This window comes from Micromonospora terminaliae (assembly GCF_009671205.1).
Taxonomy (GTDB): domain Bacteria; phylum Actinomycetota; class Actinomycetes; order Mycobacteriales; family Micromonosporaceae; genus Micromonospora; species Micromonospora terminaliae.
The window spans coordinates 4,646,914-4,669,266 of sequence record NZ_CP045309.1; the positions used below are offsets into that span (position 1 = coordinate 4,646,914).

General features: G+C 73.0%; 25 protein-coding genes and 3 pseudogenes. 20 read left to right on the forward strand and 8 right to left on the reverse strand.

The window, feature by feature from the left end:
- Positions 1-45: 45 nt before the first annotated feature.
- From GCE86_RS21240 to GCE86_RS21265, 6 genes are all read left to right on the forward strand, one after another.
- The gene (locus GCE86_RS21240) at positions 46-594 is read left to right on the forward strand and encodes a Uma2 family endonuclease (protein WP_154228580.1); all 549 of its coding nucleotides are present in this window, start codon (positions 46-48) and stop codon (positions 592-594) included.
- A gap of 33 nt (positions 595-627) precedes the next feature.
- Positions 628-2,064 (forward strand): TldD/PmbA family protein, encoded by a 1,437-nt coding sequence (locus GCE86_RS21245; RefSeq protein WP_154228581.1) that lies wholly within the window; start codon positions 628-630, stop codon positions 2,062-2,064.
- Entirely contained in the window at positions 2,061-3,455 is a 1,395-nt protein-coding gene (locus GCE86_RS21250) for a TldD/PmbA family protein (protein WP_154228582.1), read from the forward strand. The genes GCE86_RS21245 and GCE86_RS21250 overlap by 4 nt, the downstream gene beginning before the upstream one ends.
- Positions 3,456-3,692: 237 nt before the next feature.
- The gene (locus tag GCE86_RS21255) at positions 3,693-4,499 is read left to right on the forward strand and encodes a hypothetical protein (protein WP_154228583.1); all 807 of its coding nucleotides are present in this window, start codon (positions 3,693-3,695) and stop codon (positions 4,497-4,499) included.
- 10 nt (positions 4,500-4,509) lie between these two features.
- The gene (locus tag GCE86_RS21260) at positions 4,510-6,420 is read left to right on the forward strand and encodes a fumarate reductase/succinate dehydrogenase flavoprotein subunit (protein ID WP_154228584.1); all 1,911 of its coding nucleotides are present in this window, start codon (positions 4,510-4,512) and stop codon (positions 6,418-6,420) included.
- Positions 6,421-6,423: 3 nt separating this feature from the next.
- Positions 6,424-7,527: a succinate dehydrogenase/fumarate reductase iron-sulfur subunit gene (locus GCE86_RS21265; protein ID WP_154228585.1), complete on the forward strand. Its 1,104-nt coding sequence runs from the start codon at positions 6,424-6,426 to the stop codon at positions 7,525-7,527.
- A 109-nt stretch (positions 7,528-7,636) separates the two neighbouring features.
- Here GCE86_RS21265 and GCE86_RS21270 read toward each other — a convergent pair whose 3' ends face one another.
- A complete protein-coding gene (locus tag GCE86_RS21270; protein WP_208818033.1) occupies positions 7,637-8,074 on the reverse strand; it encodes a (deoxy)nucleoside triphosphate pyrophosphohydrolase in 438 nt (145 codons plus the stop codon).
- A 184-nt stretch (positions 8,075-8,258) separates the two neighbouring features.
- Here GCE86_RS21270 and GCE86_RS21275 point away from each other — a divergent pair, with 184 nt between their 5' ends.
- From GCE86_RS21275 to GCE86_RS21285, 3 genes are all read left to right on the forward strand, one after another.
- Complete coding sequence (locus GCE86_RS21275; RefSeq protein WP_091262502.1) at positions 8,259-8,567, forward strand: 4a-hydroxytetrahydrobiopterin dehydratase; 309 nt, start codon at positions 8,259-8,261, stop codon at positions 8,565-8,567.
- 169 nt (positions 8,568-8,736) lie between these two features.
- Entirely contained in the window at positions 8,737-8,922 is a 186-nt protein-coding gene (locus GCE86_RS21280) for a hypothetical protein (RefSeq protein WP_239543306.1), read from the forward strand.
- Between the two features lie 80 nt (positions 8,923-9,002).
- On the forward strand, positions 9,003-9,365 hold the full coding sequence (locus tag GCE86_RS21285; protein WP_091262504.1) for a PH domain-containing protein: 363 nt from the start codon (positions 9,003-9,005) through the stop codon (positions 9,363-9,365).
- Positions 9,366-9,526: 161 nt separating this feature from the next.
- Here GCE86_RS21285 and GCE86_RS21290 read toward each other — a convergent pair whose 3' ends face one another.
- Positions 9,527-9,982 carry a hypothetical protein gene (locus tag GCE86_RS21290; protein ID WP_154228587.1) on the reverse strand — a complete coding sequence of 152 codons (456 nt, stop codon included), beginning with the start codon at positions 9,980-9,982 and terminating at the stop codon, positions 9,527-9,529.
- 60 nt (positions 9,983-10,042) lie between these two features.
- Here GCE86_RS21290 and GCE86_RS21295 point away from each other — a divergent pair, with 60 nt between their 5' ends.
- The 5 genes from GCE86_RS21295 (at position 10,043) to GCE86_RS21315 (ending at position 13,679) form a co-directional block, all read left to right on the forward strand.
- Positions 10,043-10,759: a SanA/YdcF family protein gene (locus GCE86_RS21295; RefSeq protein WP_154228588.1), complete on the forward strand. Its 717-nt coding sequence runs from the start codon at positions 10,043-10,045 to the stop codon at positions 10,757-10,759.
- A 34-nt stretch (positions 10,760-10,793) separates the two neighbouring features.
- Complete coding sequence (locus GCE86_RS21300; RefSeq protein WP_154228589.1) at positions 10,794-11,159, forward strand: hypothetical protein; 366 nt, start codon at positions 10,794-10,796, stop codon at positions 11,157-11,159.
- A gap of 51 nt (positions 11,160-11,210) precedes the next feature.
- On the forward strand, positions 11,211-11,756 hold the full coding sequence (locus GCE86_RS21305; protein ID WP_154228590.1) for a GNAT family N-acetyltransferase: 546 nt from the start codon (positions 11,211-11,213) through the stop codon (positions 11,754-11,756).
- A 52-nt stretch (positions 11,757-11,808) separates the two neighbouring features.
- Positions 11,809-12,705: a hypothetical protein gene (locus GCE86_RS21310; protein ID WP_154228591.1), complete on the forward strand. Its 897-nt coding sequence runs from the start codon at positions 11,809-11,811 to the stop codon at positions 12,703-12,705.
- A gap of 200 nt (positions 12,706-12,905) precedes the next feature.
- Entirely contained in the window at positions 12,906-13,679 is a 774-nt protein-coding gene (locus GCE86_RS21315; protein WP_154228592.1) for an SDR family oxidoreductase, read from the forward strand.
- Between the two features lie 30 nt (positions 13,680-13,709).
- Here GCE86_RS21315 and GCE86_RS21320 read toward each other — a convergent pair whose 3' ends face one another.
- The 5 genes from GCE86_RS21320 to GCE86_RS21340 all read right to left on the reverse strand — a co-directional run bounded on the left by GCE86_RS21320 (position 13,710) and on the right by GCE86_RS21340 (position 17,615).
- Positions 13,710-14,327, reverse strand: a complete 618-nt coding sequence (locus tag GCE86_RS21320) for a TMEM175 family protein (protein WP_154228593.1) — start codon at positions 14,325-14,327, stop codon at positions 13,710-13,712.
- Positions 14,328-14,561: 234 nt separating this feature from the next.
- Complete coding sequence (locus GCE86_RS21325; protein WP_154228594.1) at positions 14,562-15,077, reverse strand: GNAT family N-acetyltransferase; 516 nt, start codon at positions 15,075-15,077, stop codon at positions 14,562-14,564.
- Positions 15,078-15,203: 126 nt separating this feature from the next.
- Entirely contained in the window at positions 15,204-16,289 is a 1,086-nt protein-coding gene (gene ychF / locus GCE86_RS21330; protein WP_154228595.1) for a redox-regulated ATPase YchF, read from the reverse strand.
- Positions 16,290-16,325: 36 nt separating this feature from the next.
- A complete protein-coding gene (locus GCE86_RS21335; protein WP_154228596.1) occupies positions 16,326-17,072 on the reverse strand; it encodes a Type 1 glutamine amidotransferase-like domain-containing protein in 747 nt (248 codons plus the stop codon).
- Positions 17,073-17,102: 30 nt separating this feature from the next.
- Positions 17,103-17,615 (reverse strand): MarR family winged helix-turn-helix transcriptional regulator, encoded by a 513-nt coding sequence (locus GCE86_RS21340; protein ID WP_154228597.1) that lies wholly within the window; start codon positions 17,613-17,615, stop codon positions 17,103-17,105.
- A gap of 94 nt (positions 17,616-17,709) precedes the next feature.
- Between GCE86_RS21340 and GCE86_RS21345 the strand changes: the two are divergent.
- Positions 17,710-18,483, forward strand: a pseudogene (locus GCE86_RS21345) (EamA family transporter); the annotation flags it as partial.
- Positions 18,484-18,584: 101 nt separating this feature from the next.
- Here the strand turns inward: GCE86_RS21345 and GCE86_RS32165 are convergent.
- A complete protein-coding gene (locus GCE86_RS32165; protein WP_239543304.1) occupies positions 18,585-19,049 on the reverse strand; it encodes a hypothetical protein in 465 nt (154 codons plus the stop codon).
- Between the two features lie 174 nt (positions 19,050-19,223).
- On the opposite strand from GCE86_RS32165, the gene GCE86_RS21350 reads away from it, so the two are divergent.
- The 5 genes and pseudogenes from GCE86_RS21350 to GCE86_RS21365 all read left to right on the forward strand — a co-directional run bounded on the left by GCE86_RS21350 (position 19,224) and on the right by GCE86_RS21365 (position 22,338).
- Positions 19,224-19,733 carry a SigE family RNA polymerase sigma factor gene (locus GCE86_RS21350; RefSeq protein ID WP_154228599.1) on the forward strand — a complete coding sequence of 170 codons (510 nt, stop codon included), beginning with the start codon at positions 19,224-19,226 and terminating at the stop codon, positions 19,731-19,733.
- The gene (locus GCE86_RS21355) at positions 19,730-20,209 is read left to right on the forward strand and encodes a hypothetical protein (protein WP_154228600.1); all 480 of its coding nucleotides are present in this window, start codon (positions 19,730-19,732) and stop codon (positions 20,207-20,209) included. Before GCE86_RS21350 ends, GCE86_RS21355 begins: the two co-directional genes overlap by 4 nt.
- Before the next feature lie 132 nt (positions 20,210-20,341).
- A pseudogene (locus tag GCE86_RS21360) lies at positions 20,342-21,364 on the forward strand (bifunctional transcriptional activator/DNA repair enzyme AdaA); the annotation flags it as partial.
- An 84-nt stretch (positions 21,365-21,448) separates the two neighbouring features.
- Positions 21,449-21,829, forward strand: a pseudogene (locus GCE86_RS32625) (DNA-3-methyladenine glycosylase family protein); the annotation flags it as partial.
- Entirely contained in the window at positions 21,826-22,338 is a 513-nt protein-coding gene (locus GCE86_RS21365) for a methylated-DNA--[protein]-cysteine S-methyltransferase (RefSeq protein ID WP_154228602.1), read from the forward strand. The pseudogene GCE86_RS32625 and the gene GCE86_RS21365, both read left to right, overlap by 4 nt.
- Positions 22,339-22,353: the final 15 nt, after the last annotated feature.

Here is a 22,353-nt window from a genome sequence, read left to right on the forward strand (position 1 = left end):
GGCGACCGAGGGAAGATTTCGCGCCGACACGAGGTGGAGGTGACCGTGACCGCGGCAGTGTTCGACCACGACGGCCCGTGGACCGAAGAGGAGTACCTCGCCCTCGGCGAGACGCAGCAACGCGTCGAACTCTTCGACTGGAGCCTCTACGTGACCCCTGGGCCCACTCCTCTGCACCAGAACATATCCGGCGAACTTCGCGCCGCGCTCCGCCGACCGGTGCGGGACGCCGGCCTTCGAGTGCTCGAAGCCGTGAACGTCCGCCTGAGAGCGGGCCGGATCCCGATCCCCGACCTGGTCATCACCAACGACATCGATCTGAGCGTGCTCGTGATCGAGGCCAGCGACGTGCACCTGGTTTGCGAGATCGTCTCTCCCAGCAACGCGGCCACCGACAAGGTGCTCAAGATGCACTACTACGCCGCCGCGCGGATCGAGTGGTACCTGCTGATCGAGCAGGAGACCCTGACGATGCACCTCTACCAGCGGCAGGGCGCGCACTACGTCGAGCGGTCCGTCACGAAGGCGGGCGAGGTGCTGGAGCTGACCGAGCCCGTTCGGGCGACGATCCGCCCCGAGGAGCTGCTCGGCTGACGGGTGTCGGTGGGCTCGCCTAGGGTCGGGCGCATGACGGGATTCGACGCGGCGACCGCCGCCGTCCAGGCCGCCCTCGACGCGGGAGCCCGCTACGCGGACGCCCGGGTGATGCACCGCCGCTACGAGTCGATGTCCGCCCGCAACGGCGACATCGAGGAGCTGACCCAGGACGAGAGCATCGGCCTCGGTGTCCGCGCGCTGGTCGGGTCGAGCTGGGGCTTCCACGCCGTACCCGAGCTGTCGGACGCCGCGGCCCGCGACGCCGGCCGGCGCGCCGCGGCGATCGCCACCGCGAGCGCGCGGGTCCCGGGCCCGCCGATCGACCTGGTCCCCGTCGAGGCGACGGTGGCGAGCTGGGCCTCGGGCTGCAAGGTCGACCCGCTCGGCGTGCCGCTCTCCGACAAGGGCGACCTGCTGGTCCGCGCCACCGCGACGATGCGCGAGCACGGCGCCGACCTGGCCGAGGGCCTCTACCAGATCTGGGACACCGCCAAGTGGTTCGTCTCCAGCGAGGGGCACCGCGTCGACCAGCGCATCCGCGAGTGCGGCGGCGGCATCTCGGCCACCTCGATCGGCGACGGCGAGACCCAGCGCCGCTCCTACCCGAGCTACCGCGGTCAGTACGGCACCACGGGGTGGGAGCTGGTCACCTCGCTGGACCTGGCCGCCCACGCCGCCCGGATCGCCGAGGAGTCGCGGGAGCTGCTCACCGCCCCGGAGTGCCCGTCCGGCGAGACCGACCTGATCCTCGGCGGCGAGCAGCTCGCCCTCCAGATCCACGAGTCGGTCGGGCACGCCATCGAGCTCGACCGGATCCTCGGCTGGGAGGCCGCCTTCGCCGGCACGTCCTGGCTGGACCTGACCCGGCTGGGCACGCTGCGCTACGGCTCGGAGCTGATGAACGTCACCATCGACCCGACCATCCCCGGCGCGCTGGGCAGCTTCGGGTTCGACGACGAGGGGTCCCCGGCGGTCAAGCGGGACGCGGTCCGCGAGGGGCGCTGGGTGGGGGTGCTCGCCGGCCGGGACTCGGCCGCCGTCGCCGGCCTCGACTACGGCGGGAGCGTCCGCGCGGACGGCTGGGCGCGGCTGCCGATGGTGCGGATGACCAACGTGGGCCTGGAGCCGGGCCCGCACACGCTCGACGAGATCATCGCGGCGACCGACGACGGGGTGCTCATGGACCTCAACCGCTCCTGGTCCATCGACGACAAGCGGCTCAACTTCCAGTTCGGCTGCGAGGTCGGCTGGGAGGTGAAGAAGGGCCGCCGGGGGCGGATGCTGCGCAACCCCACCTACACGGGGATCGGGCCGACCTTCTGGCGCTCGATGGACATGCTCTCGTCCGAGATCGTGCCGTGGGGCACGCCGAACTGCGGCAAGGGGCAGCCCGGCCAGACCGGGCACACGGGCCATCCGGCCGCCCCGGCCCGTTTCCGCAACGTCCGGGTGGGGGTGCGGGCATGAGCGAGCTGGATCTCGCGGGCCACGTGGTGGAGCTGGTCCGGCGGCTCGCCGGGCCGGACGCCCAGGCCGAGGTGGTGGTGACCCGGGCCGACCTGGCGCTGACCCGGTTCGCCAACTCGTTCATCCACCAGAACGTCGCCGAGTCCGCCACGGCGGTGCGGCTGCGGCTGCACGCCGACGGGCGGACGGCCGCCGGCAGCGGCAGCCTGGTCGACCCCGACGGGTTGGCCGCGCTGGTCGAGCGCACTCTGGCGGCGACCCGGCTCGCCCCGACCGACCCGGCCTGGCCGGGGCTCACCCCGTCGACACCGGTCCCGGCCGGCGCGCCCGTGGACGAGGCCACCGCGGCCGCCTCGCCCGACGAGCGGGCCGCCCGGGTCCGCGCCTTCGTGGACGCCGTCGAGGGGCTCGAGGCCGCCGGCTACTGCCGGACGGCGCACCGATCCGCGGCGTTCGCCAACTCGGCCGGGCACTCGGCGGTGGGACGGTCGGCCGAGGCGGCCATGGACGGCATCGCCCGGGCCGGCGGCGCCGACGGGGTGGCCCGGCACTGCGCCGACCGCCTCGCCGACCTCGACGGCGGGGCGCTGGGTGCCCGGGCGGCCGCGAAGGCGCGGGCCGCGGCGGACCCCGTCGAGCTGCCTCCGGGGCGCTACGAGGTGGTGCTCGAACCGGCCGCCGTGGCCGACCTCCTCGACAACCTCGCCTGGTACGGCTTCAACGGCAAGCGGTACGCCGAACGGCAGTCCTTCGCCGAGCCGGGCGCTGCCCAGTTCGACCCGGCGTTGACCCTCGTGGACGACCCGCTGCACGCCTCCGGGCTGCCGTACGACCTGGAGGGCACGCCCCGGCGGGCGCTGACCCTGGTCGAGGCGGGCACCACCGCCGCGGTGGCGCACGACCGGCGTAGCGGCGCCGAGGCGGGCACCGGGTCAACGGGGCACGGGATGCCGGGCGGGTCGACGTTCGGCCCGCTCCCGCACAACGTCCGCCTGCTGCCGGGCGACGGCCCGGTGGAGGTGGCCGCCGGGCCGCTCAGCGCCGGGGTGACCGGCGCGGTGGCCGACCCGGACACCGCCGCGCTGGTCGCCGGGATGTCCCGTGGGCTGTTGGTCAGCGACTTCTGGTACACCCGCGTGCTCGACGCGAAGCAGCTGGTCGTCACCGGGCTGACCCGCAACGGCGTCTGGCTGGTGGAGGACGGGGTGCCCACGCGGGCGGTGCGCGACTTCCGGTTCACCGAGTCCTACCCGCGGGCGATGGGCCCGGGCCGGGTGCTCGGCCTCGGCCGGTCGCCGGTCCGCCAGCCGGACCGGGTGGACGGTTTCTGGTGGGAGACCCCCGCGCTGCGGCTGGCGTCGTGGAACTTCACCGGTGGCGCGTCCGGCTGACCGCTCAACATATTGATCTTGGTTCGGGTCTTTCCAACCTCCCGGACACACGGGACACTGCGTTGCGCGGCCGGGCCGCGAAGATCGGCGTAACGTGTGTCACTTAGCTGCGCCGGTTCGCCGGTGCGGTCTGATGCGTGCGCAAGACGTGGCAGTGGACGCGGTCTCGCCGGTCCGCTGACCGGTACGGAAGGTGTGATCCGCCGCCCCGTGAGGGCGCCGTCAGGGAGACGACTAATGACATCAACGGCAACGAGGCCGCGGGGAGCGCGGGGGCGCGCCGCCATCGCGGCGAAGACGTTGCGAACGGACCGCTGGTGGTTCGCGCCACTGATCACCGTCGTCGGGCTCAGCGCCTGGGTCATCTACGCGACGGTCCGGGTCTTCATGCACAAGTGGTACTGGGTGGACGCCTACCACTACCTGACGCCGTTCTACTCCCCCTGTGTCACCGACCGGTGCGTGGAGGGCTCCTCGCACTTCGGCAGTTTCCTGCCGGGCTGGTGGATCATCCCGGACGCGGCGCTCACCCTGCCGTTCCTGCTGCTGTTCCGGCTCACCTGCTACTACTACCGCAAGGCCTACTACCGGTCGTTCTGGCTGTCGCCGCCGGCCTGCGCCGTGCCGGACGGGCACCAGGCGTACGGCGGGGAGACCCGGTTCCCACTGCTCGGCCAGAACCTGCACCGCTACTTCTTCTACCTCGCCGCGATCATCTCGCTGATCAACACCTACGACGCGATCTACGCGTTCCACTCCCCCAAGGGCTTCGGCTTCGGCCTGGGCAACGTCATCCTGCTGGTCAACGTGGTGATGCTCTGGGCGTACACCATCTCCTGCCACTCCTGCCGGCACATCATCGGCGGGCGGCTCAAGCACTTCTCCAAGCACCCGCTGCGCTACCGGGCGTGGACCGGGGTGTCCTGGTTGAACGTCCGGCACATGCAGCTCGCCTGGATCACCCTCGGCACCCTGGCGCTGACCGACTTCTACGTCATGGCGGTGGCGGCCGGCTGGTTCAACGACCTGCGGTTCATCAACTGAGAGCCTGGACATGACTGAGACGCGAATCGAACGACACCACTACGACGTCGTCGTGATCGGGGCCGGCGGCGCCGGCCTGCGCGCGGCGATCGAGGCCCGGCTGGCGGGCAAGAAGACCGCGATCATCTCGAAGTCGCTGTTCGGCAAGGCCCACACGGTGATGGCCGAGGGCGGCGCGGCGGCCGCCATGGGCAACGTGAACTCCCGGGACAACTGGCAGGTGCACTTCCGGGACACCATGCGCGGCGGCAAGTTCCTCAACAACTTCCGGATGGCCGAGCTGCACGCGAAGGAGTCGCCGCAGCGGATCTGGGAGCTGGAGACGTACGGTGCGCTCTTCGACCGTACCAAGGACGGGAAGATCTCCCAGCGCAACTTCGGCGGCCACGAGTACCCGCGGCTGGCGCACGTCGGCGACCGGACCGGCCTGGAGCTGATCCGCACCCTCCAGCAGAAGATCGTCTCCCTCCAGCAGGAGGACAAGCGGGAGTTCGGCGACTACGAGGCCCGGATCAAGGTCTTCTCCGAGACCACCATCACCGAGCTGCTGCTCGACAACGACCGGGTGGCCGGCGCCTTCGGCTACTACCGCGAGTCCGGCGAGTTCATCCTCTTCGAGACCCCGGCCGTGGTCCTCGCGACCGGCGGCGTCGGGCGCTCCTACAAGGTCACCTCGAACTCCTGGGAGTACACCGGGGACGGTCACGCCCTCGCGCTGCGCGCCGGCGCCACCCTGATCAACATGGAGTTCCTCCAGTTCCACCCGACCGGCATGGTCTGGCCGCCCTCGGTGAAGGGCATCCTGGTCACCGAGTCGGTCCGCGGCGACGGCGGCGTCCTCAAGAACTCCGAGGGCAAGCGGTTCATGTTCGACTACGTCCCGGACGTGTTCCGCAAGCAGTACGCGGACAACGAGGCCGAGGCGGATCGCTGGTACAAGGACCCGGACAACAACCGGCGCCCGCCGGAGCTGCTCCCCCGCGACGAGGTCGCGCGCGCCATCAACAGCGAGGTCAAGGCCGGGCGGGGTACGCCAGCCGGGGGCGTCTACCTGGACATCGCCTCCCGGCTGCCGGCCGAGGAGATCCGCCGCCGGCTGCCCTCGATGTACCACCAGTTCAAGGAGCTGGCCGACGTCGACATCACGAAGGAGCCCATGGAGGTCGGCCCGACCTGCCACTACGTGATGGGCGGCGTTGAGGTGGACCCGGACTCCGGCGCGGCGTACGGCACGGTGCGCGGGCTCTTCGCCGCCGGTGAGGTGTCCGGCGGCATGCACGGCTCCAACCGGCTCGGCGGCAACTCGCTGTCCGACCTGCTGGTCTTCGGCAAGCGGGCGGGCGGCCACGCCGCCTCGTACGCCGACCAGCTCACGGCGCGCCCGGCGGTGTCGGTGGCGGCGGTGGAGGCCGCCGTGGAGACGGCGCTGGCCCCGCTCCAGCGGGACACCGGCGAGAGCCCGTACACCCTCCAGCAGGACCTCCAGGCCGTGATGGGGAACCTGGTCGGCATCATCCGTCGGGAGGGCGAGCTGGCGGAGGCCCTGGGCAAGCTGGCCGAGCTGCGCGAGCGGGTGGCCAAGGTGAGCGCGGCCGGCGGCCGGCGCTACAACCCGGGCTGGCACCTGGCCCTGGACCTGCGCAACATGCTGGTGGTCTCGGAGTGCACCGCGAAGGCCGCCCTGGAGCGGCAGGAGTCACGCGGCGGGCACACCCGGGAGGACTTCCCGGCCATGGACCCGAAGTGGCGGCGGGTGAACCTGGTCTGCTCGCTGGACGGCGACACGGTGCGGCTGACCCACAAGCCGCTGCCGAAGCTGCGCCCGGAGCTGATCTCGCTGTTCGACCGGGCCGAGTTGTCCAAGTACCTGACCGACGAGGAACTCGCCGAGTTCGACGCCCTCACCGAGGGGGAGCGCTGAGGAATGGCAACTGACAAGACGCAGGCAACCGGCAAGCCGGGCACGAAGCGGCCCTTCCGCATCTGGCGGGGCGACGAGAACGGTGGCGAGCTGCGCGACTACACGGTCGAGGTGAACGAGGGCGAGGTCGTCCTCGACGTGATCCATCGCCTCCAGGCCACCGACGCGCCCGACCTGGCGTGCCGGTGGAACTGCAAGGCCGGCAAGTGCGGCTCCTGCTCCATGGAGATCAACGGCAAGCCCCGGCTGAGCTGCATGACCCGGATGTCGACGTTCGAGGAGGGGGAGACCGTCACGGTCACCCCGCTGCGCACCTTCCCGGTCATCCGGGACCTCGTCACCGACGTCTCGTTCAACTACGAGAAGGCTCGGGAGACCCCGGCGTTCGCGCCGCCGGCCGACGTGGCGCCGGGTGACTACCGGATGCAGCAGGTGGACGTCGAGCGCTCGCAGGAGTTCCGCAAGTGCATCGAGTGCTTCCTCTGCCAGAACGTCTGCCACGTGATCCGCGACCACGAGGAGAACAAGCCGGCCTTCTCCGGTCCCCGATTCTTCATCCGGGCCGCCGAGCTGGACATGCACCCGCTCGACGCGAAGACCGACCGCAAGGAGTACGCGCAGTCCGAGATGGGGCTCGGCTTCTGCAACATCACCAAGTGCTGCACCGAGGTCTGCCCCGAGCACATCAAGATCACTGACAACGGGATCATCCCCATGAAGGAGCGGGTCGTCGACCGCAGGTACGATCCCCTTGTGTGGCTTGGTAGCAAGATCTTCCGGAGGGGTCAGGTGCCTCAGACCAGCGTGACCAGCGGGCATTCGAGCGGCGCCGTGACCGCACCCGCCGCCCACGGCGGGGTGCACTCGCACGCCGGCGGCTCGCACGACACGGCAGCCGAGCGGCAGGCGCAGCAGGGCGTCAACTGGCACCGCGAGGTGCCGCACCCGACCGCCCCCGCCGTCGACGTCAACGGCAAGCTGCCGCTGACCGAACTCACCTTCGACCGGGCCGCCGCGCCGTCGCCGTTCGGTGACGACGTGACCTTCCCGCTGCCGGCGGAGCACCTGAACTTCGCCCACCCGCAGCAGGACGAGCCGAAGCACTGAGCAGCACACCGACAACGACGACGGGGGCCGCGGCACATGCCGCCGGCCCCCGTCCCGTTTCCACCCCCGTGTCCCGCTCCGGTGGGGGAGCGTGCCCCGCTCCCGGCGGTCAGGAACCGCCGAGCCGCGGGCGCAGGGCGGCGACGATCGGCACGTCGGCCGGCAGCCAGGGGACGCTGTCGAGTTCGTCGGCCGCGAGCCAGCGCAGCTCGGAGTGCTCCAGGGCCTTGGGCTGCTCACCGTCGAGGAGGCGGGCCACGTACACCCGGAGGACGGAACGGCCGTGGGCCATCCGCACGTCGCGGCCGAGCCGCGCGCCGATCTCCACCCGGACGCCGAGTTCCTCGGCGCACTCACGGATCAGCGCGTCGGTCTCGATCTCGCCCGGCTCCACCTTGCCGCCGGGAAACTCCCAGCGGCCGGCCACCTCCGGTGGCGCGGAGCGCTCGCAGGCCAGGACCCTGCCGTCCACGATGATCGCCGCCCCGACGACCACCCTCGGCTCCCGCCGGTCCTGCCCGTTCCCGCTAACCCGTTCGGCCCGCACGGGCGTCCAGCGTGCCAGATCAATCGGCGGTTTGGGTAGCTGAGTCGACCGTCAGGTCAGCAGAACACGGAAGTGTGGGCGTGGACACACCATCTGTGCGACGACAGACTAGAGGGCGTCGACTGGGACACGGGATGGCGACGATTTGGCCACAAGCCGGCAACGACGCCTGGGAGGTGCGGTGATGCGGGTGCTGTTCAACGGCCGGGCGAAGCACGACTACCTCAGCGACGCGCTCGCCCTGCTGTCCGGATGGACCCGGGAAGGCGAGCAGATCCGCCGCACGCTCGTCCTCGACGACACCCAGCACGCCGCGCTCACCGAGCGCGTCGCGGTGGTCGCCGACGCGCTGCGCCTGCGCCCGGAGATCAGCCGCCGGGCCGACCACACCCAGATCAGGGTGGGCCACGGCGACGGCGAACCGCTCACCGAGGGCGAGGTGCTGCTGGCCGCGCGCATCGAGGACGCGGTCCGCGCCGTCACCGAGCGCTGAGCCTCCTGAAAGTCTCCTGAAAGTTTCGGGTTAGCAACTAAATCCTCCGGGGTCCACCGACCACGCGCACACCGGCCACCTCGAACGCGACGTCCGGCACCTGCACCGGCACGGTGAGGAGACCAAGCCGGCGTGGAAGACCACCGAGCTGGCCGTCTACCTGCTCTCCGTGATCGGCGTCCTGATCGCCTCGAACGCCGTCGGCGACGGCGCCGCGAACAACGGCGGGGACTACTTCGCGGCCGACAAGGCCTGGTGGTACATCACCCTGCTGACCGTCGGCTACCTGATCAGCCGGGGCCTCGCCGAGGCCGGCAGCCGCAGCCGCGACCACGACCCGCGCGTCGACCACTGACCCCACCCTCGGCGGCCCCGCCCAGCTGGACGGGGCTGCCGGCGATTCCGGGCTGGCGGGCCCCACCTACCGTCGGGGACATGGCCGATCCGACGTACGACCGCAAGGAACAGTTCCAGCAGATCCAGAGCGGGCTCCTGCCCGGCGAGCAGATCATCGCCGTCTACGACGCGATCGGCGCGGGCACCGGGTTCATCGGGCTGACCGACCGCCGGGTCGTCATCCAGGACCGCTCCTTCGTCGGGAAGCGGTACGCCATCACCAGCATCCCGTACGCGAAGATCACCAGCGTGAGCGTGGTGAGCAACAAGTCGTGGGGCGGCTCGTTCTTCTCCACCGGGGCCATCGCCATCCACGTCGGCACGCACACCTACGAGGTGGAGTTCCGGGGCGCGCAGAAGAGCCACCACGTGCACAACGTCATCCTCCACCACATCTCCTGACGTGCCGGTCGACCCGCTACCGAGACGGAGCTGCGGGCCGCCCTGGCCGGGGCCGGCTTCACCGTCGAGCGGGTGCTCGGCGGCTGGGCCGGTGAGCCGGTCGGCGCGGGCGACGACGGAGAGCTGATCGTGCTGGCCCGCGCTACACGGTGACCCGAGGATCAGCGCCGGTAGGTCAGCATGAAGTCGAGCGCCCAGTCGACGCCGTCGGTCGACCGCTCCCAGCGGCCGTCGACGGCGGCGCCGTCCTCGCGGAGTGTCCCGATGAACCGCTGGTGGAAGCCCGGCGCCTCCCGCCACATCCGCCAGACGCCGTCGGCGAAGGTCATCCGGTAGACCCGGTGCACGCCGCGGGCGTCGGCGTAGAGGACGGTGAACTCCTCCCCCGCGTCGTCCAGGCCGATCAGCTGGGTGGTCGGCAGCGGATTGTTCTCCCGCCAGGCACGCGGCGCCGTCTCCGGCACCGGATCGGCGTCGCTGTACTGGCGGAGGAACAGGCCGTCCTCCACCCAGGAGAACTCCGTCCAGCCGACGCCGAGACCCTCGACCTCCGGCTGCACGGTCCACCGTCCGACGAGCGCGTCGAGCCGCGCGAGCGCGGGATGCCGCTCCCCCATCTCGTCCTCCTCGTGTCGCTGGGACTCCGGTGTTCAGCGCCGCCTGACAGAATCGCGCGCATGCGGGGCTTGTTCGCACGGGTGCGGCGATGGTGCACGGACCAGAGACCGACCGTACGCCGGATCCGCCGTACCCTGGTGGTGGTCGTCGCCGGCGCGGCGCTGCTGGCCGGCGGCACCGCGGCCAGCGTGGCGTGGGTCCGCGGCGGCGCGGACGGTCACCTGTTCACCGAGGCCGACGTGCCGGAGGCACCGGTCGCCCTGGTCCTGGGCACCAAGGTGGAGGCCGACGGCACGCCGTCGCCGTTCCTCTCGGCCCGGCTGGAGATCGCGCAGCGGCTCTTCGCCGCCGGCAAGGTCCGGGTCATCCTGGTCTCCGGCGACCACATGAACGACGACTACGACGAGCCCGACGCCATGCGGCGCTGGCTCGTCGACCAGGGTGTGCCGCCGGAGAAGGTGGTACTGGACCACGCCGGCTTCGACACCTACGACTCCTGCGCGCGGGCCCGGCGCATCTTCGGCGTCGAGCGGGCGACCGTGGTGACCCAGTCCTTCCACCTGCCGCGCGCCGTGGCGGTCTGCCGGCAACTCGGCGTGGCGGCGAACGGCGTGGGTGACGACACGGCCCGCCGGTACGCCGACCGCTGGCGGATCAGCGCCACCCGGGAGTACGGCGCCTGTGTGAAGGCCGCCGTGGACGTGTTGTCCGGCCGCGATCCCGTGCACCTGGGCCGCCGGGAGACCGGAGTGGACGAGGCCCTGCGTGCGGGGTGACGTGCGGCCGGCCGGTCGGCGGTAGGGTCGCGGCGTGGTGAAGCTGGCCGAGGAGACCCTGACGGCGGTCGGTCGGATGACCGTCGCGGCAACCGAACTCGAGCACCTGCTGTCCCGGCTCGGTGCCGCCGACGCGGACGCCGACGAGATCTTCGCGCGCGCCGGGGCGCCGCTGCTCGCGGCCCGCGAGGCGGCACGGTCCGCACCGCCGGCCATCCGCGAGGAGTACGCCAACCTGGTCGAGGGAGCAGCCACGCAACTGGCCGTGGGCCAGGCCGCGCTGCGGGCCGTGTGGCGCGGCGGCCGGACCGATGCGGCGCTGTTCGACGAGATCACCGCGCGCCTGCTGCGCTGCCGCGACGCCCTGGACGACCGGATCCCCGTTCCGCACGAGGGTTGACGGGGCCGACCGAGCCTCCGGGAGGACCGACGCCGGCGCTATGGTCGCCCGGTGCCCGAGCTGATCGCGCCCACCACCCGGCTGCACTCCGCCTGGCTGGCGGCCCACCGGGAGTGGGGTCCCGGCCGCCACGAGGACGGTTTCGGGCTGCGCCCCGCCGACGAGGTGGTCTCCCCGGCCGGGTTCGCGGCCTGGGTGGCCCGGTTGACCGACGAGTCCGAGCGGACGCCGGATCCGGGCGGGGTGCGGTGCACGTACCGGTGGATCGTCGAGGGCTGCACCGTGCTCGGCGGGATCGCGCTGCGGCACGAGCTCGACGACTTCCTGCTGCGGGCCGGCGGCCACATCGGCTACGGCATCCGGCCGTCCGCGCGGCGGCGGGGTCTGGCCACCTGGGCGCTGGGCCGGATGCTCGACGAGGCGCGTGGGCTCGGCCTGGACCGGGTGCTGGTCACCTGCGCCGAGGGGAACGTGGCCTCGGCCCGGACCATCGAGCGCCAGGGTGGCGTCCTTGAGGACGTCCGGGACACCGAACTGGGCCGCGTCCGGCGCTACTGGATCACGCTCGAGGTGCCGCGCACGTGCCCCCCACGTTGAGTGAGAGTCCTGGTACATTCGCGCTTCGCCTCGATCGAAAGAGGAACAGCGCATGACCGGCACGGGGGCCGACTCGGGCGCGGGACCGGCCATGGACCCGGTGCCGGGCGCCGGACCAGCGGATCCTTCCGCCCACCATCCACTCGCGCAGCCGCCCGCGTTTCCGCCGCACCCGCCCGCGTTTCCGCCGCAGCCGCCGGTGCCGTGGGCGCCGCCGCCCGGCCCGCGTAACCGCACGTTCGTCGTCGCCGCGGTGATCGTGGGCGTCGTGTTGCTGGTGGGCTGCCTCGGCCTGACCGGCGGCGTGCTCCTGCTGCGCTCGGCGACGACGACCGCGTCCGGGCCGGCGGGGGAGGCGCCCCCGGCGCCGGTCACCGGCCGCAGCCCGGCTGCGACCGCCGCACCCGACGCCAGCGAGGAGCCGGTGCAGGAGGGGCCGGCGGCCAGCGGATACCCGGCCGAGGAGATCTCCGACCTGAACCGGGTGTGCGACGACGACGTCTACTACCCGCAGTCGCCGAAACGCGCCGGCAAGGCGCCCCACCCGGTGGTGCTGCTCATCGGGGACGGCTCGGGCCTGCGCTACCAGAACGGCACCTACTACTTCTCCCAGGGCCTGTCGAAGAAGGTGGAGCAGACCTGGGCGGCGGAGGCGCCCACGAAGGTGCAGATGGTCGCGTGCCTCGACCGGGTGAGCAGCGGCGCGATGATCCGCCGGTGCAAGTACGACGACCCGAAGCCGTTGACGTTGACGCTGCTGACGGCGAGCTGGCGCCTGCGGGTCTACGAGGTGGCGACCGGCCGCAAGCTGCTCGACAAGCCGATGACCGGCGACGACCGGGCATGCCCGTACGTCGTCCTGGCCGGACCGGACAAGAAGATCTACGCCGAGGTCAGTGACCGGGCCGCCGTCGCCGCGCTCCGCAAGCTGGTCAACGGCTCAGCGTGAGGCCGACTCGCGTGCCTCCAGCACGGCCAGGTCGCGCTCCGCGTAGAGCCGGTGTTCCCACTCCTCGTTGAGGACGGTCAGCAGGCACTCCCCCGGATCGGGTACCGGCGTGGCCGCGGCCAGACCGCGCGGCCCGACAATTCGCGGCCCCGGAAGGCGGGGGCAGCGAAGCGCCGGCGTCCTCGGGCAGGATGGCGCGCATGGCTGGCATGGATCATCGACGGCAGCGCCCCGTCGCCCTGGTGACCGGGGCGGGCCGCAGCGCCGGCATCGCCGCGTCGGTGGTGCTGAAGCTGGCGGAGACCGGCTGGGATGTCGCGTTCACCTACTGGACCCCGTACGACGAGCGGATGCCCTGGGGAGCCGATCCCGAGGCCGTGACGCTGCTCGCCGACCAGGCCGGCAGGCACGGGGCGAGAACCGCCGCGATCGAGGCCGATCTCAGCGATCCTGACGCCGCGGCCGGCATCGTCGAGACCGTGGGGCGGAAGCTGGGCCCGGTCGGCGCGATCGTCCTGGCCCACTGCGAGAGCGTCGACTCGGGGCTGCTCGACACCAGCATCGAGAGCTTCGACCGTCACTTCGCGGTCAACACCCGGGCGAGCTGGCTCCTGATCCGCGAATACGCCCGGCAGTTCCGCGGGGAGCACGGCAGCGGACGCATCGTGAGCCTGACCAGCGACGCCACCGTCGGCAACATTCCCTACGGAGCCAGCAAGGGCGCCCTCGACCGGATCACGCTGGCCGCCGCCCGGGAACTGGCCCACCTCGGCGTGACCGCCAACGCCATCGATCCGGGTCCCACCGACACCGGCTGGATGACCGCGGAGATCAAGGATGCCGTCCTGCGGTCCACCCCGCTCGGACGCCTCGGCCGCCCGCAGGACTGCGCGAACCTCGTCGCGTTCCTGTGCTCGCCCGAGGGCGGGTGGATCAACGGGCAACTCCTGCACAGCGACGGCGGCATCGCCTGACCGGCGTCGCGGCGGAGACAGCGGCAGCGCTCACTGCTGCCGCACGTCGGCAGGAGCGCCGATCGCCAGGTTGCGCTCGAAGATGTAGTAGATGGGCACGACACCGACGACGGCCAGCGCCGCGAGAGGGCTGAGAAAGGCGACGGCGATCGCGGTCAGGTACAGGATCGACGCTGTTCCGAACCGCAGCCGCGCCTTCCACCGGGCCCGTTCCGGCACCGGCTGCCGGAGCCGCCCCGGACCCAGGGTCCATTCGAAGATCCCGGCGAAGCTGAGCCCCATCCCCAGGAAGGCCGCCGCGTACAGGATCACCGCGACCCGGGCGTCCTGCCCGCCCAGCGCGAGGTACTCGGACACCGTCGCCGTGTCCACCGGGATGAGGACGACGAACAGCAGCAGGACGAGGTTGAGGAGGGCCAGATTCCGGTCGACGAGCGCCAGGTTCCCGATGAGGGCGTGATGGTTGACCCAGATGAGCCCGATCGTGGCGAAGCTGATCAGGTAGGCGAGAAACGCGGGCCAGTGGTCCCCGACCTGATGGAGGAGCGGGCCGTGGCCCGGGCCGGCCACGGTCAGGTTCAGCGCGAGTAGCGTGATCGCGACCGCGAAGACCGCATCGCTGAACACCTCCAGCCGGGTTCGGCTCACTCCACGGTTCTACCGCAACACCACCGTCTGAGCGGCCGGATCGGGTTCAGACGTCCCGCAGACCTGTCCCTGGTCCGCCGCGCCGCCTCTGAGCACGCCGAACTCGCTTGGAAGACGCTTCGCCCAGCCGCCCGAGCGACCATTCGGCAGCGCGACGAACCTGCTCATGAGGATCGCCGAGCGCCTGGGCGAGGGTACGAACGGGAGCCTGCCGTCCAAGTCTGTCGGGGTTGGCTACCCGCCGTGGATCTGCCGCCACATGATGCGCAGGCCGACGGGACCTTCAGTCGGGTGCACGAAGGCGCCCGGGGCCGTACCGAGGGTGGTGAAACCTTCCGACTCGTAGAGCCGGACGGCGGCGACATTGGTGTCGACGACGGCGTTGAACTGGATGCCGGCGTAGCCGGACCGGGTGGCCCACGCGATCAGGTCGCGGACCAGCGCGCGCCCCACACCCCGCTCGCGTGCCCGGGCGTCGACCATGATGCTGCCCGAGGCGACGTGTGACCCCTGGGCTGGTCGGTTGGCGTACATGTTCGCGGTCCCGAGGATGGTTCCGTCGGGGTCGCAGGCCACCGTGACCCGGCCGGGCGGCGGGGTCATCCAGTCGGCGCGTGCGGTCGCCTCGTCCGGGGTGGCGTCCATCGCGAACGTCTCCCCCGCACGGGCCACCTCGGCGATGATCGGCCAGATGCCGGGCCAGTCCTCCTCGGCTGCCGCACGGACGACGATCGGTCCGGTGTCAGCCATGTGGGCCTCCGTTGACGAGAGGGCCTGCCCGGTGACGAAGTCCGAGTGCTCGGCGATGGTGATGCGCCTCATCCCAGGATCAAACGCGTCTCAGGGACGCGCGGACGGCGGGCCCCGCGGGAAGGGTCAGACGTTGAAGCGGAACTCCACGACGTCGCCGTCCTGCATGACGTACTCCTTGCCCTCGATCCGGACCTTGCCGGCGGCCTTGGCCGCCGCCATCGATCCGGCCTCCACGAGGTCGTGGTAGGAGACCACCTCGGCCTTGATGAAGCCGCGCTGGAAGTCGCTGTGGATCACCCCGGCGGCCTCCGGCGCGGTCGCGCCCACCGGGACGGTCCAGGCCCGCGCCTCCTTGGGGCCGGCCGTCAGGTACGTCTGGAGCCCCAGCGTGCGGAAGCCCACCCGGACGAGCTGGTCCAGCCCCGGCTCGGACTGCCCGATCGACTCCAGCAGCTCCCGGGCCTCCTCCTCGGGCAGGTCCACCAGCTCGGACTCGATCTTGGCGTCCATGAAGACCGCCTCGGCCGGGGCGACCAGGCCGCGCAGCTCGTCGAGGAACTCGGCGTTGCCCAGCTCGGCCTCGTCGACGTTGAAGACGTACAGGAACGGCTTCGTGGTGAGCAGGTGCAGCTCGCGCAGGTGCTCCAGCTCGATCTTGGCGGCGGCGGCGCCCGCGTAGAGGGTGGTGCCGCCGTCGAGGACCTCGACCGCCTTCTTGGCGGCCTCGACGGCGGCGGCCCGGTCCTTGCGGAGCTTGGCCTCCTTCTCCAGCCGGGGCAGCGCCTTCTCCAGGGTCTGGATGTCGGCCAGGATCAGCTCGGTGTTGATCGTCTCGATGTCGTCGGCCGGAGAGACCTTGCCGTCGACGTGCACCACGTTCGGGTCGGAGAAGGCCCGCACCACCTGGCAGATCGCCGAGGCGTCACGGATGTTGGCCAGGAACGCGTTGCCCCGGCCCTGCCCCTTGGAGGCGCCCCGGACCAGGCCGGCGATGTCGACGAACGAGACCGGCGCCGGCAGCACCTTCTGCGAGGAGAAGATCTCGGCGAGCTTGGCCAGCCGCTCGTCGGGCAGCCCGACCACGCCGACGTTCGGCTCGATGGTGGCGAACGGGTAGTTCGCGGCGAGCACGTCGTTCTTGGTCAGCGCGTTGAACAGGGTGCTCTTGCCCACGTTGGGCAGGCCGACGATGCCGATGGTGAGACTCACGACGAGCCAGCTTACGCGGTTCGCGGCGGGAACCGCTCAGGCGGGCCGGGACGGCAGCAGCCGGGGCTCGATCCGGGTCTCCCGGACGGTGCCGTCCTCGGCCCGAACCAGCTCGTAGGCGGCCACGCCCTCCCGATCGGCGACGGCCTCGGCCAGCCGGGTGCCCCGGTAGATCAGCCCGACCCCGTCGTCGGTGCAGTGGCTGGTGGGCAGCGTGCCGTCGGCGACGAGCCGGTGCATGAGCGGCCGGCGCTGGTCCTCGCTGTCGTAGTGCACCCCGTTGCCGTACGGGAGCCAGCCGAGCCCATCGGTGAAGGCGCGCAGGGTGGGGCCGTAGCTGTCGGTGGCGCCGCCGAGGTGCCAGCAGATCGACCCGGCGGAGACGCCGCCGAGCACCACGCCGGCCTGCCAGCACTCGTGCAGGATGTCCGGCAGGCCGTGCACCCGCCACACCGCGCAGAGGTTGGCCACGCTGCCGCCGCCGACCCAGATGATGTCCTGGGCGAGCAGGTGGGCGCGGATGTCCTCGACGTTGGGCATCGGGTAGAGCGCCAGGTGGGACGGGCGGAACCGGGTGCCGGCGAACGCGCCGTAGAACACCGTGAACGAGGTGGGCTGGTCACCGACCGCCTGGTTGAGGTAGCAGACCCGGGGCGCGTCGCCGGCCTGCGCCAGCTCGGCCATCAGGTCGAACAGCTGACTGGGCCGGGCGTCCCACGGGCCGCGGTGCCGGCTGAAGAAGCCCATGCTGGTGGCGACGATGGTGGGTTCAGTGGCGGGCATGGCCGTCCTTCCGGTCGGTAGCGTCGGAGATCATCCTGCCGGATCCGGCGGCTCCGCCTCCGCCGCGGCCAGAAGGGCGCGCAGCAGATCGGCCAGCCGGTCCCGGTCGGCGGGGGGCAGTGCGTCGAGGATCCGCCGCTGCACCTCCAGACCGGCCTCGGCCGACTCCTCGGCCACGCGGCGGCCGGCGTCGGTGAGGCTCACCCGCAGCGCCCGCCGGTCGGCCGGGTCGGGCGCGCGCCGGACCAGCCCGGCCCGCTCCAGCCGGTCGAGCCGGCCGGTCATCCCGCCGGAGGTGAGCATCAGCGAGGCCGCCAGCGCCTTCGGCGCCAGCGTGTACGGCGCGCCGGACCGGCGCAGTGCGGCGAGCACGTCGAACTCGCCCCGGCCGATGCCCCAGCCTGCGTACACCTTCTCCTGACGGTCGCCCACCAGCCGGGCCAGCCGGTAGATGCGACCGAAGACGGCCATCGGCTCGGGCCGCATGCCGGCCCGCTCCCGGCGCCACTGCTCGACGATCAGGTCCACGTCGTCGGTTTCCACGGCTGTCGATTGTGCCCCACCTCGCACTTCCCCTTTCACTCGGCACTGATTAGCTTAGTGCTAAGCTACTTACCACCGAGGAAAGTAGGTCGACATGGCCCGCCGCTGGACGGACATCGCGCTCACCGCCCTCGCCCCGGCCACCTGGGGCACCACCTACCTGGTCACCGCCGAACTGTTGCCCGCCGGCCGGCCGCTCTGGTCCGGCGCGATCCGCGCCCTGCCGGCCGGCCTGCTGCTGCTCGCGCTGACCCGGCGACGGCCGCGCGGCGTCTGGTGGGGACGGGCCGCCCTGCTCGGCGCGCTCAACATCGGGGCGTTCTTCCCGCTGCTCTTCGTGGCCGCGTACCGGCTGCCCGGCGGTACGGCCGCGGTGCTCGGGGCCGCCCAGCCGCTGCTGGTCGCCGCGCTCACCGTCGCGCTGCTCCGGGAGCGGCCCGGCCGGCCGGCCCTGCTCGCCGCGCTCGCCGCCCCGGCCGGGGTCGCCCTCGTGGTGCTGCGGCCCGGCGCCGGCCTCGACCCGCTGGGCGTCGCCGCGGGGCTGGCCGGCACGGCCGCCATGGCCGCCGGCCTGGTGCTCACCCGCCGCTGGGGCCGGCCGGACGGGGTGGACACCCTGGCCGCGACCAGCTGGCAACTCGTCGCGGGCGGCCTGCTGATCGTGCCGGTCGCCGCCGCCGTCGAGGGCGCGCCGCCCGTGCCGGACGGACCGGCCCTGCTCGGGTACGCGTGGCTCGGGCTGGCCGGCACCGCGCTGGCGTACGTGCTCTGGTTCCGCGGCGCGGCCCTGCTCCCGGTGACCCGCGTGTCGGTGCTCGGGGCGCTCAGCCCGCTGACCGCCGCGACGCTCGGCTGGCTGGTGCTCGGGCAGGCGCTCAGCCCCACCCAGCTCGCCGGTTTCGCGGTGGCGGTCGGCGCCATGGTGCTCGGCCAGCTTCCCGGCCGCGCCGCGCCCGGTGACGGCGCCCGTCAGCCGGCGCGCAGCCGGCGCCAGTCGCCGGCCGGGACGTCGGTGGCCACGCCCTCGGGCAGCGCCCCGGGCGGCAGCTCCGCCGCGGCCGCCAGGGGGAGGGTGAAGCGGTGCGCCGCGGCCGGCGCGGCCGCGTGCGACTGGTCGAACAGCCAGCGCACCTCGTCGACCGTCCAGCCCAGCCCGGCCCGGCCGGCCAGCTCCCGCACCAGCCGCAGGCCGACCCGGGTGTCGTCGTCGTAGAAGCGCATGCACCAGTGGTGCGCCCACATGCCGAGCGCGCGCAGCCCGGCGGCGTCGAGCGAGCCGACCAGCCGGCCGCAGGCGGTGTCGGCGAAGGGGCGCCCGGGGTCGTCGGCCCGGTCCCGCTCGATCGCGCCGTAGGCGGCCGCCGCCACCACCCGCATCCGTTCGTAGAAGCTCTGCACCACCGCGGCGTCCAGCCGTGCCCGCCCCGACCGCATCAGCGGACACCCCGCCCGGCCACGCTCGCCATGCCCCGCACCTTTTCTTGAGTTGGTGGCGCGACGGTACCGGCCACTACCGACACTTTGCGCGGCGAAATCCGTTGCCACGCCAGGGATAGCTGGCCTGAGCTGGTGCGTCTGTACTGGTGACGACGACGAGCGGGAGGGTGGGTGGACGAGGACGACCGGGCCCGGCTGGCCGAGTTCGTGACCAGCCGCACGCCGGCGCTGATGCGGGTGGCGTACCTGCTCACCGGCGACCGGCACGCGGCCGAGGACCTGTTCCAGTCGGCGCTGGCGAAGACCATCCCGAGGTGGCGGGCGCTGCGGCACGCCGACCCCGAGGGCTACCTGCGCACGGTCATGTACCGGGAGCAGGTCAGTTGGTGGCGGCGGCTGGGGCGACGCCGGGAGACGGCGCTCACCCCGGCCGACGAGGCCGTCCAGCCGGACAGCAGCGGCGGCACCGACGTACGCCTGGCGATGCGGGCGGCGCTGCGGCTGCTGCCGCCGGCCCAGCGCACGGTGCTGGTCCTGCGCTACTACGAGGACCTCACCGAGACCCAGGTCGCCGAGGTGCTGGGCTGCACGGTCGGCACGGTGCGCAGCCGGACCCACCGGGCGGTGGCCCGGCTGCGCCAGCTCATGCCGGACGTCGAACTCCTGGAGGTACGGCGGTGACCACGCCCTTCGAGGACCTCATCCGCACCACCCTTTCCGACCTGGCCGAGGAGGCACCGAGAGTGCAGGACCAGTTGACCCCGGCGGAACGCCGGTTCCGGAACCGCCGGCGTACCACGGTGACGCTCGGCGCGGCGGGCGTGATGGCCGCCGTGCTGATCGGCGCACCCATCGCGGTGGCGGCCGGCGGCGGGAACGCGCCCCGCCCGGCAGCGCCGCCGACGCCCGCGGCCGTGTCCCCGTCCCCCGTCGACCCCACGGTGGCGCCGTCGCCCAGCGGGCCGCCCACCGCCGTGCCGAGCCCGTCCGGTGACGCGACGGCCCCGCCCGTGCCCAGCCCCTCGCGGCCGGGCCCGCCGGGCCGGCCCGCTCCGGGCCCGGGCCGGCCCGGCGCGCCCACCGCCGTCCCCTCCCCCTCCGACCCCGGTGGCGGCCCCGGCCCCCTGCCCACCCCGTCCCCGAGCCCACGCCGCTGACCCCCGGGGGACTCGCGGGCGCCGTCGCCGGCGCCCGCGGGTCCCGGTTCCGGAGCGCGGGCGGAGGTCCGCGCACGGCCGCGTCCGAATCCCGCCAGCCGACGGCCGGACCTGCGAGGCAGGATCGGTGTCATGGAACTCGACTTCGAGCGGTGCTACCGGGCCGTCGACAGCCGCGACCAGCGGTTCGACGGCTGGTTCTACACCGGCGTGACGTCGACCGGGATCTACTGCCGGCCGTCCTGCCCGGCGACAACGCCGAAGCGGCAGAACGTCCGGTTCTTCCCGTCGGCCGCCGCCGCGCAGGGCGCCGGGCTGCGCGCCTGCCGCCGTTGCCGCCCCGACGCGGCCCCCGGCTCGCCCCAGTGGGACGTCCGGGCCGACGTGGTCGGACGCGCCATGCGGCTGATCGCCGACGGGGTGGTCGACCGGGACGGCGTGCCGGGGCTGGCGGCGCGGCTCGGCTACACGGAGCGGCACCTGCACCGGATGCTCCGGGCCGAACTGGGCGCGGGGCCGCTGGCGCTGGCCCGGGCGCAACGGGCGCAGACCGCCCGGATCCTCATCGAGACCACCGGCCTCGGCCTGGCGGAGGTGGCGTTCGCCGCCGGGTTCGGCAGCGTCCGGCAGTTCAACGACACCGTCCGGGAGGTGTACGGGGCCACCCCGTCCGAGCTGCGGGTCAGCCGGGGCGGCCGGCGGGTGACCGGCGGGGCGGGCACCATCACGCTGCGGCTGGCGTACCGGCCGCCGTTGCACGCCGGGGCCCTGCTGGACTTCCTCGCGCTGCGCGCGCTGCCCGGGGTCGAGGAGGTGCGCGACGGGGCGTACCACCGGGGGTTGCGGTTGCCGCACGGGCCCGGCACCGTGTCGCTGGCCCCGGCCGACGGGCACGTGGCCGCCACCCTGCGGCTGGCCGACATGCGCGACCTGGCCCCGGCGGTGGCCCGCTGCCGCCGCCTGCTCGACCTGGACGCCGACCCGGCCGCGGTCGACGCCACCCTGGCGGCGGACCCGGCCCTCGCGCCCGCGGTGGCCGCCGAACCCGGCGTCCGCCTCCCGCACGCCGTGGACGGGTTCGAGATGGCCGTCCGCGCGATAACCACCCAGCAGATCTCCCTCCGGTCGGCGCGGACGACCCTGACCCACCTCCTGGCGGCCACCACCCCGCCCGCCGATCATGAGGTTGACGGCGAAGTCGATCTCCTGGACGGCAGTCAACCTCATGATCGACCGCTCGGGCTGCGGGCGTTCCCGAGCGCCGAGGAGGTGCTCTCGGTGGACGACGGCGCCTTCCGGATGCCGGGGGCGCGGCGGGAGACGATCCGGGCGGTGGCCCGGGCCGTCGCGGACGGCTCGCTGGACCTGGCTCCCGGTGGGGACCGGGAGGAGGCGGTGCGGCGGCTGACCGCGCTGCCCGGGGTCGGTCCGTGGACCGCGGGCTACGTGGCCATGCGCGCGCTCGGCGACCCCGACGTCCTCCTCCCCACCGACCTGGGCGTACGCCGGGGCGCCGCCGCCCTCGGCCTGCCCGACGACCCGAAGACCCTGAACGCGTACGCGGACCGCTGGCGCCCCTGGCGGTCGTACGCGGTGATCCGACTCTGGAGAGCGGCATGACCACACTGGACAGCACCGTCATCGACACCCCCGCCGGCCCCCTGAGCGTGCTCGCCGGCCCCGACGGGGCGGTACGCGCGGCCGGCTTCACGGCCGACCCGGCGACCCTCGTGCCCCTGGTCCACCCCGGACTGCGCGGCGCGCTGCGCGAGCGGGCGGACCTCGGCCCGGTCACCGCCGCCGTCCGCGCCTACCTGGACGGGGACCTGGCCGCGATCGACCCGGTCCCGGTCGAGCAGCGGACCGGCGGCGCCTTCATGGCCCACGCCTGGCAGGTGCTGCGGGACGTCAGGCCGGGCGACCCGGTGACGTACACCGGTTTCGCCGCGCTGGCCGGGCGGCCGCCGGCGGTCCGCGCTGCGGCGGCCGCCTGTGCCCGCAACGCCGCGGCGCTCTTCGTGCCCTGCCACCGGGTGCTGCGCACCGACGGCACGCTCGGCGGCTACCGGTGGGGCCTGGACGTGAAGAAGTGGCTTCTCGGGCATGAGGGACGGGTGACCGCTAGCTGACAGCGGTGCTGTCGC

What these genes read in the sequence shown, in the direction of transcription:
- GCE86_RS21245 (WP_154228581.1), top strand. Translation starts at nt 628, where the DNA reads ATGACGGGATTCGACGCGGCGACCGCCGCCGTCCAGGCCGCCCTCGAC.
- GCE86_RS21250 (WP_154228582.1), top strand. Translation starts at nt 2,061, where the DNA reads ATGAGCGAGCTGGATCTCGCGGGCCACGTGGTGGAGCTGGTCCGGCGG.
- GCE86_RS21255 (WP_154228583.1), top strand. Translation starts at nt 3,693, where the DNA reads ATGACATCAACGGCAACGAGGCCGCGGGGAGCGCGGGGGCGCGCCGCC.
- GCE86_RS21260 (WP_154228584.1), top strand. Translation starts at nt 4,510, where the DNA reads ATGACTGAGACGCGAATCGAACGACACCACTACGACGTCGTCGTGATC.
- GCE86_RS21265 (WP_154228585.1), top strand. Translation starts at nt 6,424, where the DNA reads ATGGCAACTGACAAGACGCAGGCAACCGGCAAGCCGGGCACGAAGCGG.
- GCE86_RS21275 (WP_091262502.1), top strand. Translation starts at nt 8,259, where the DNA reads ATGCGGGTGCTGTTCAACGGCCGGGCGAAGCACGACTACCTCAGCGAC.
- GCE86_RS21285 (WP_091262504.1), top strand. Translation starts at nt 9,003, where the DNA reads ATGGCCGATCCGACGTACGACCGCAAGGAACAGTTCCAGCAGATCCAG.
- GCE86_RS21290 (WP_154228587.1), bottom strand. Translation starts at nt 9,982, where the DNA reads ATGGGGGAGCGGCATCCCGCGCTCGCGCGGCTCGACGCGCTCGTCGGA.
- GCE86_RS21295 (WP_154228588.1), top strand. Translation starts at nt 10,043, where the DNA reads ATGCGGGGCTTGTTCGCACGGGTGCGGCGATGGTGCACGGACCAGAGA.
- GCE86_RS21310 (WP_154228591.1), top strand. Translation starts at nt 11,809, where the DNA reads ATGACCGGCACGGGGGCCGACTCGGGCGCGGGACCGGCCATGGACCCG.
- GCE86_RS21315 (WP_154228592.1), top strand. Translation starts at nt 12,906, where the DNA reads ATGGCTGGCATGGATCATCGACGGCAGCGCCCCGTCGCCCTGGTGACC.
- GCE86_RS21325 (WP_154228594.1), bottom strand. Translation starts at nt 15,077, where the DNA reads ATGGCTGACACCGGACCGATCGTCGTCCGTGCGGCAGCCGAGGAGGAC.
- GCE86_RS21335 (WP_154228596.1), bottom strand. Translation starts at nt 17,072, where the DNA reads ATGCCCGCCACTGAACCCACCATCGTCGCCACCAGCATGGGCTTCTTC.
- GCE86_RS32165 (WP_239543304.1), bottom strand. Translation starts at nt 19,049, where the DNA reads ATGCGGTCGGGGCGGGCACGGCTGGACGCCGCGGTGGTGCAGAGCTTC.
- GCE86_RS21365 (WP_154228602.1), top strand. Translation starts at nt 21,826, where the DNA reads ATGACCACACTGGACAGCACCGTCATCGACACCCCCGCCGGCCCCCTG.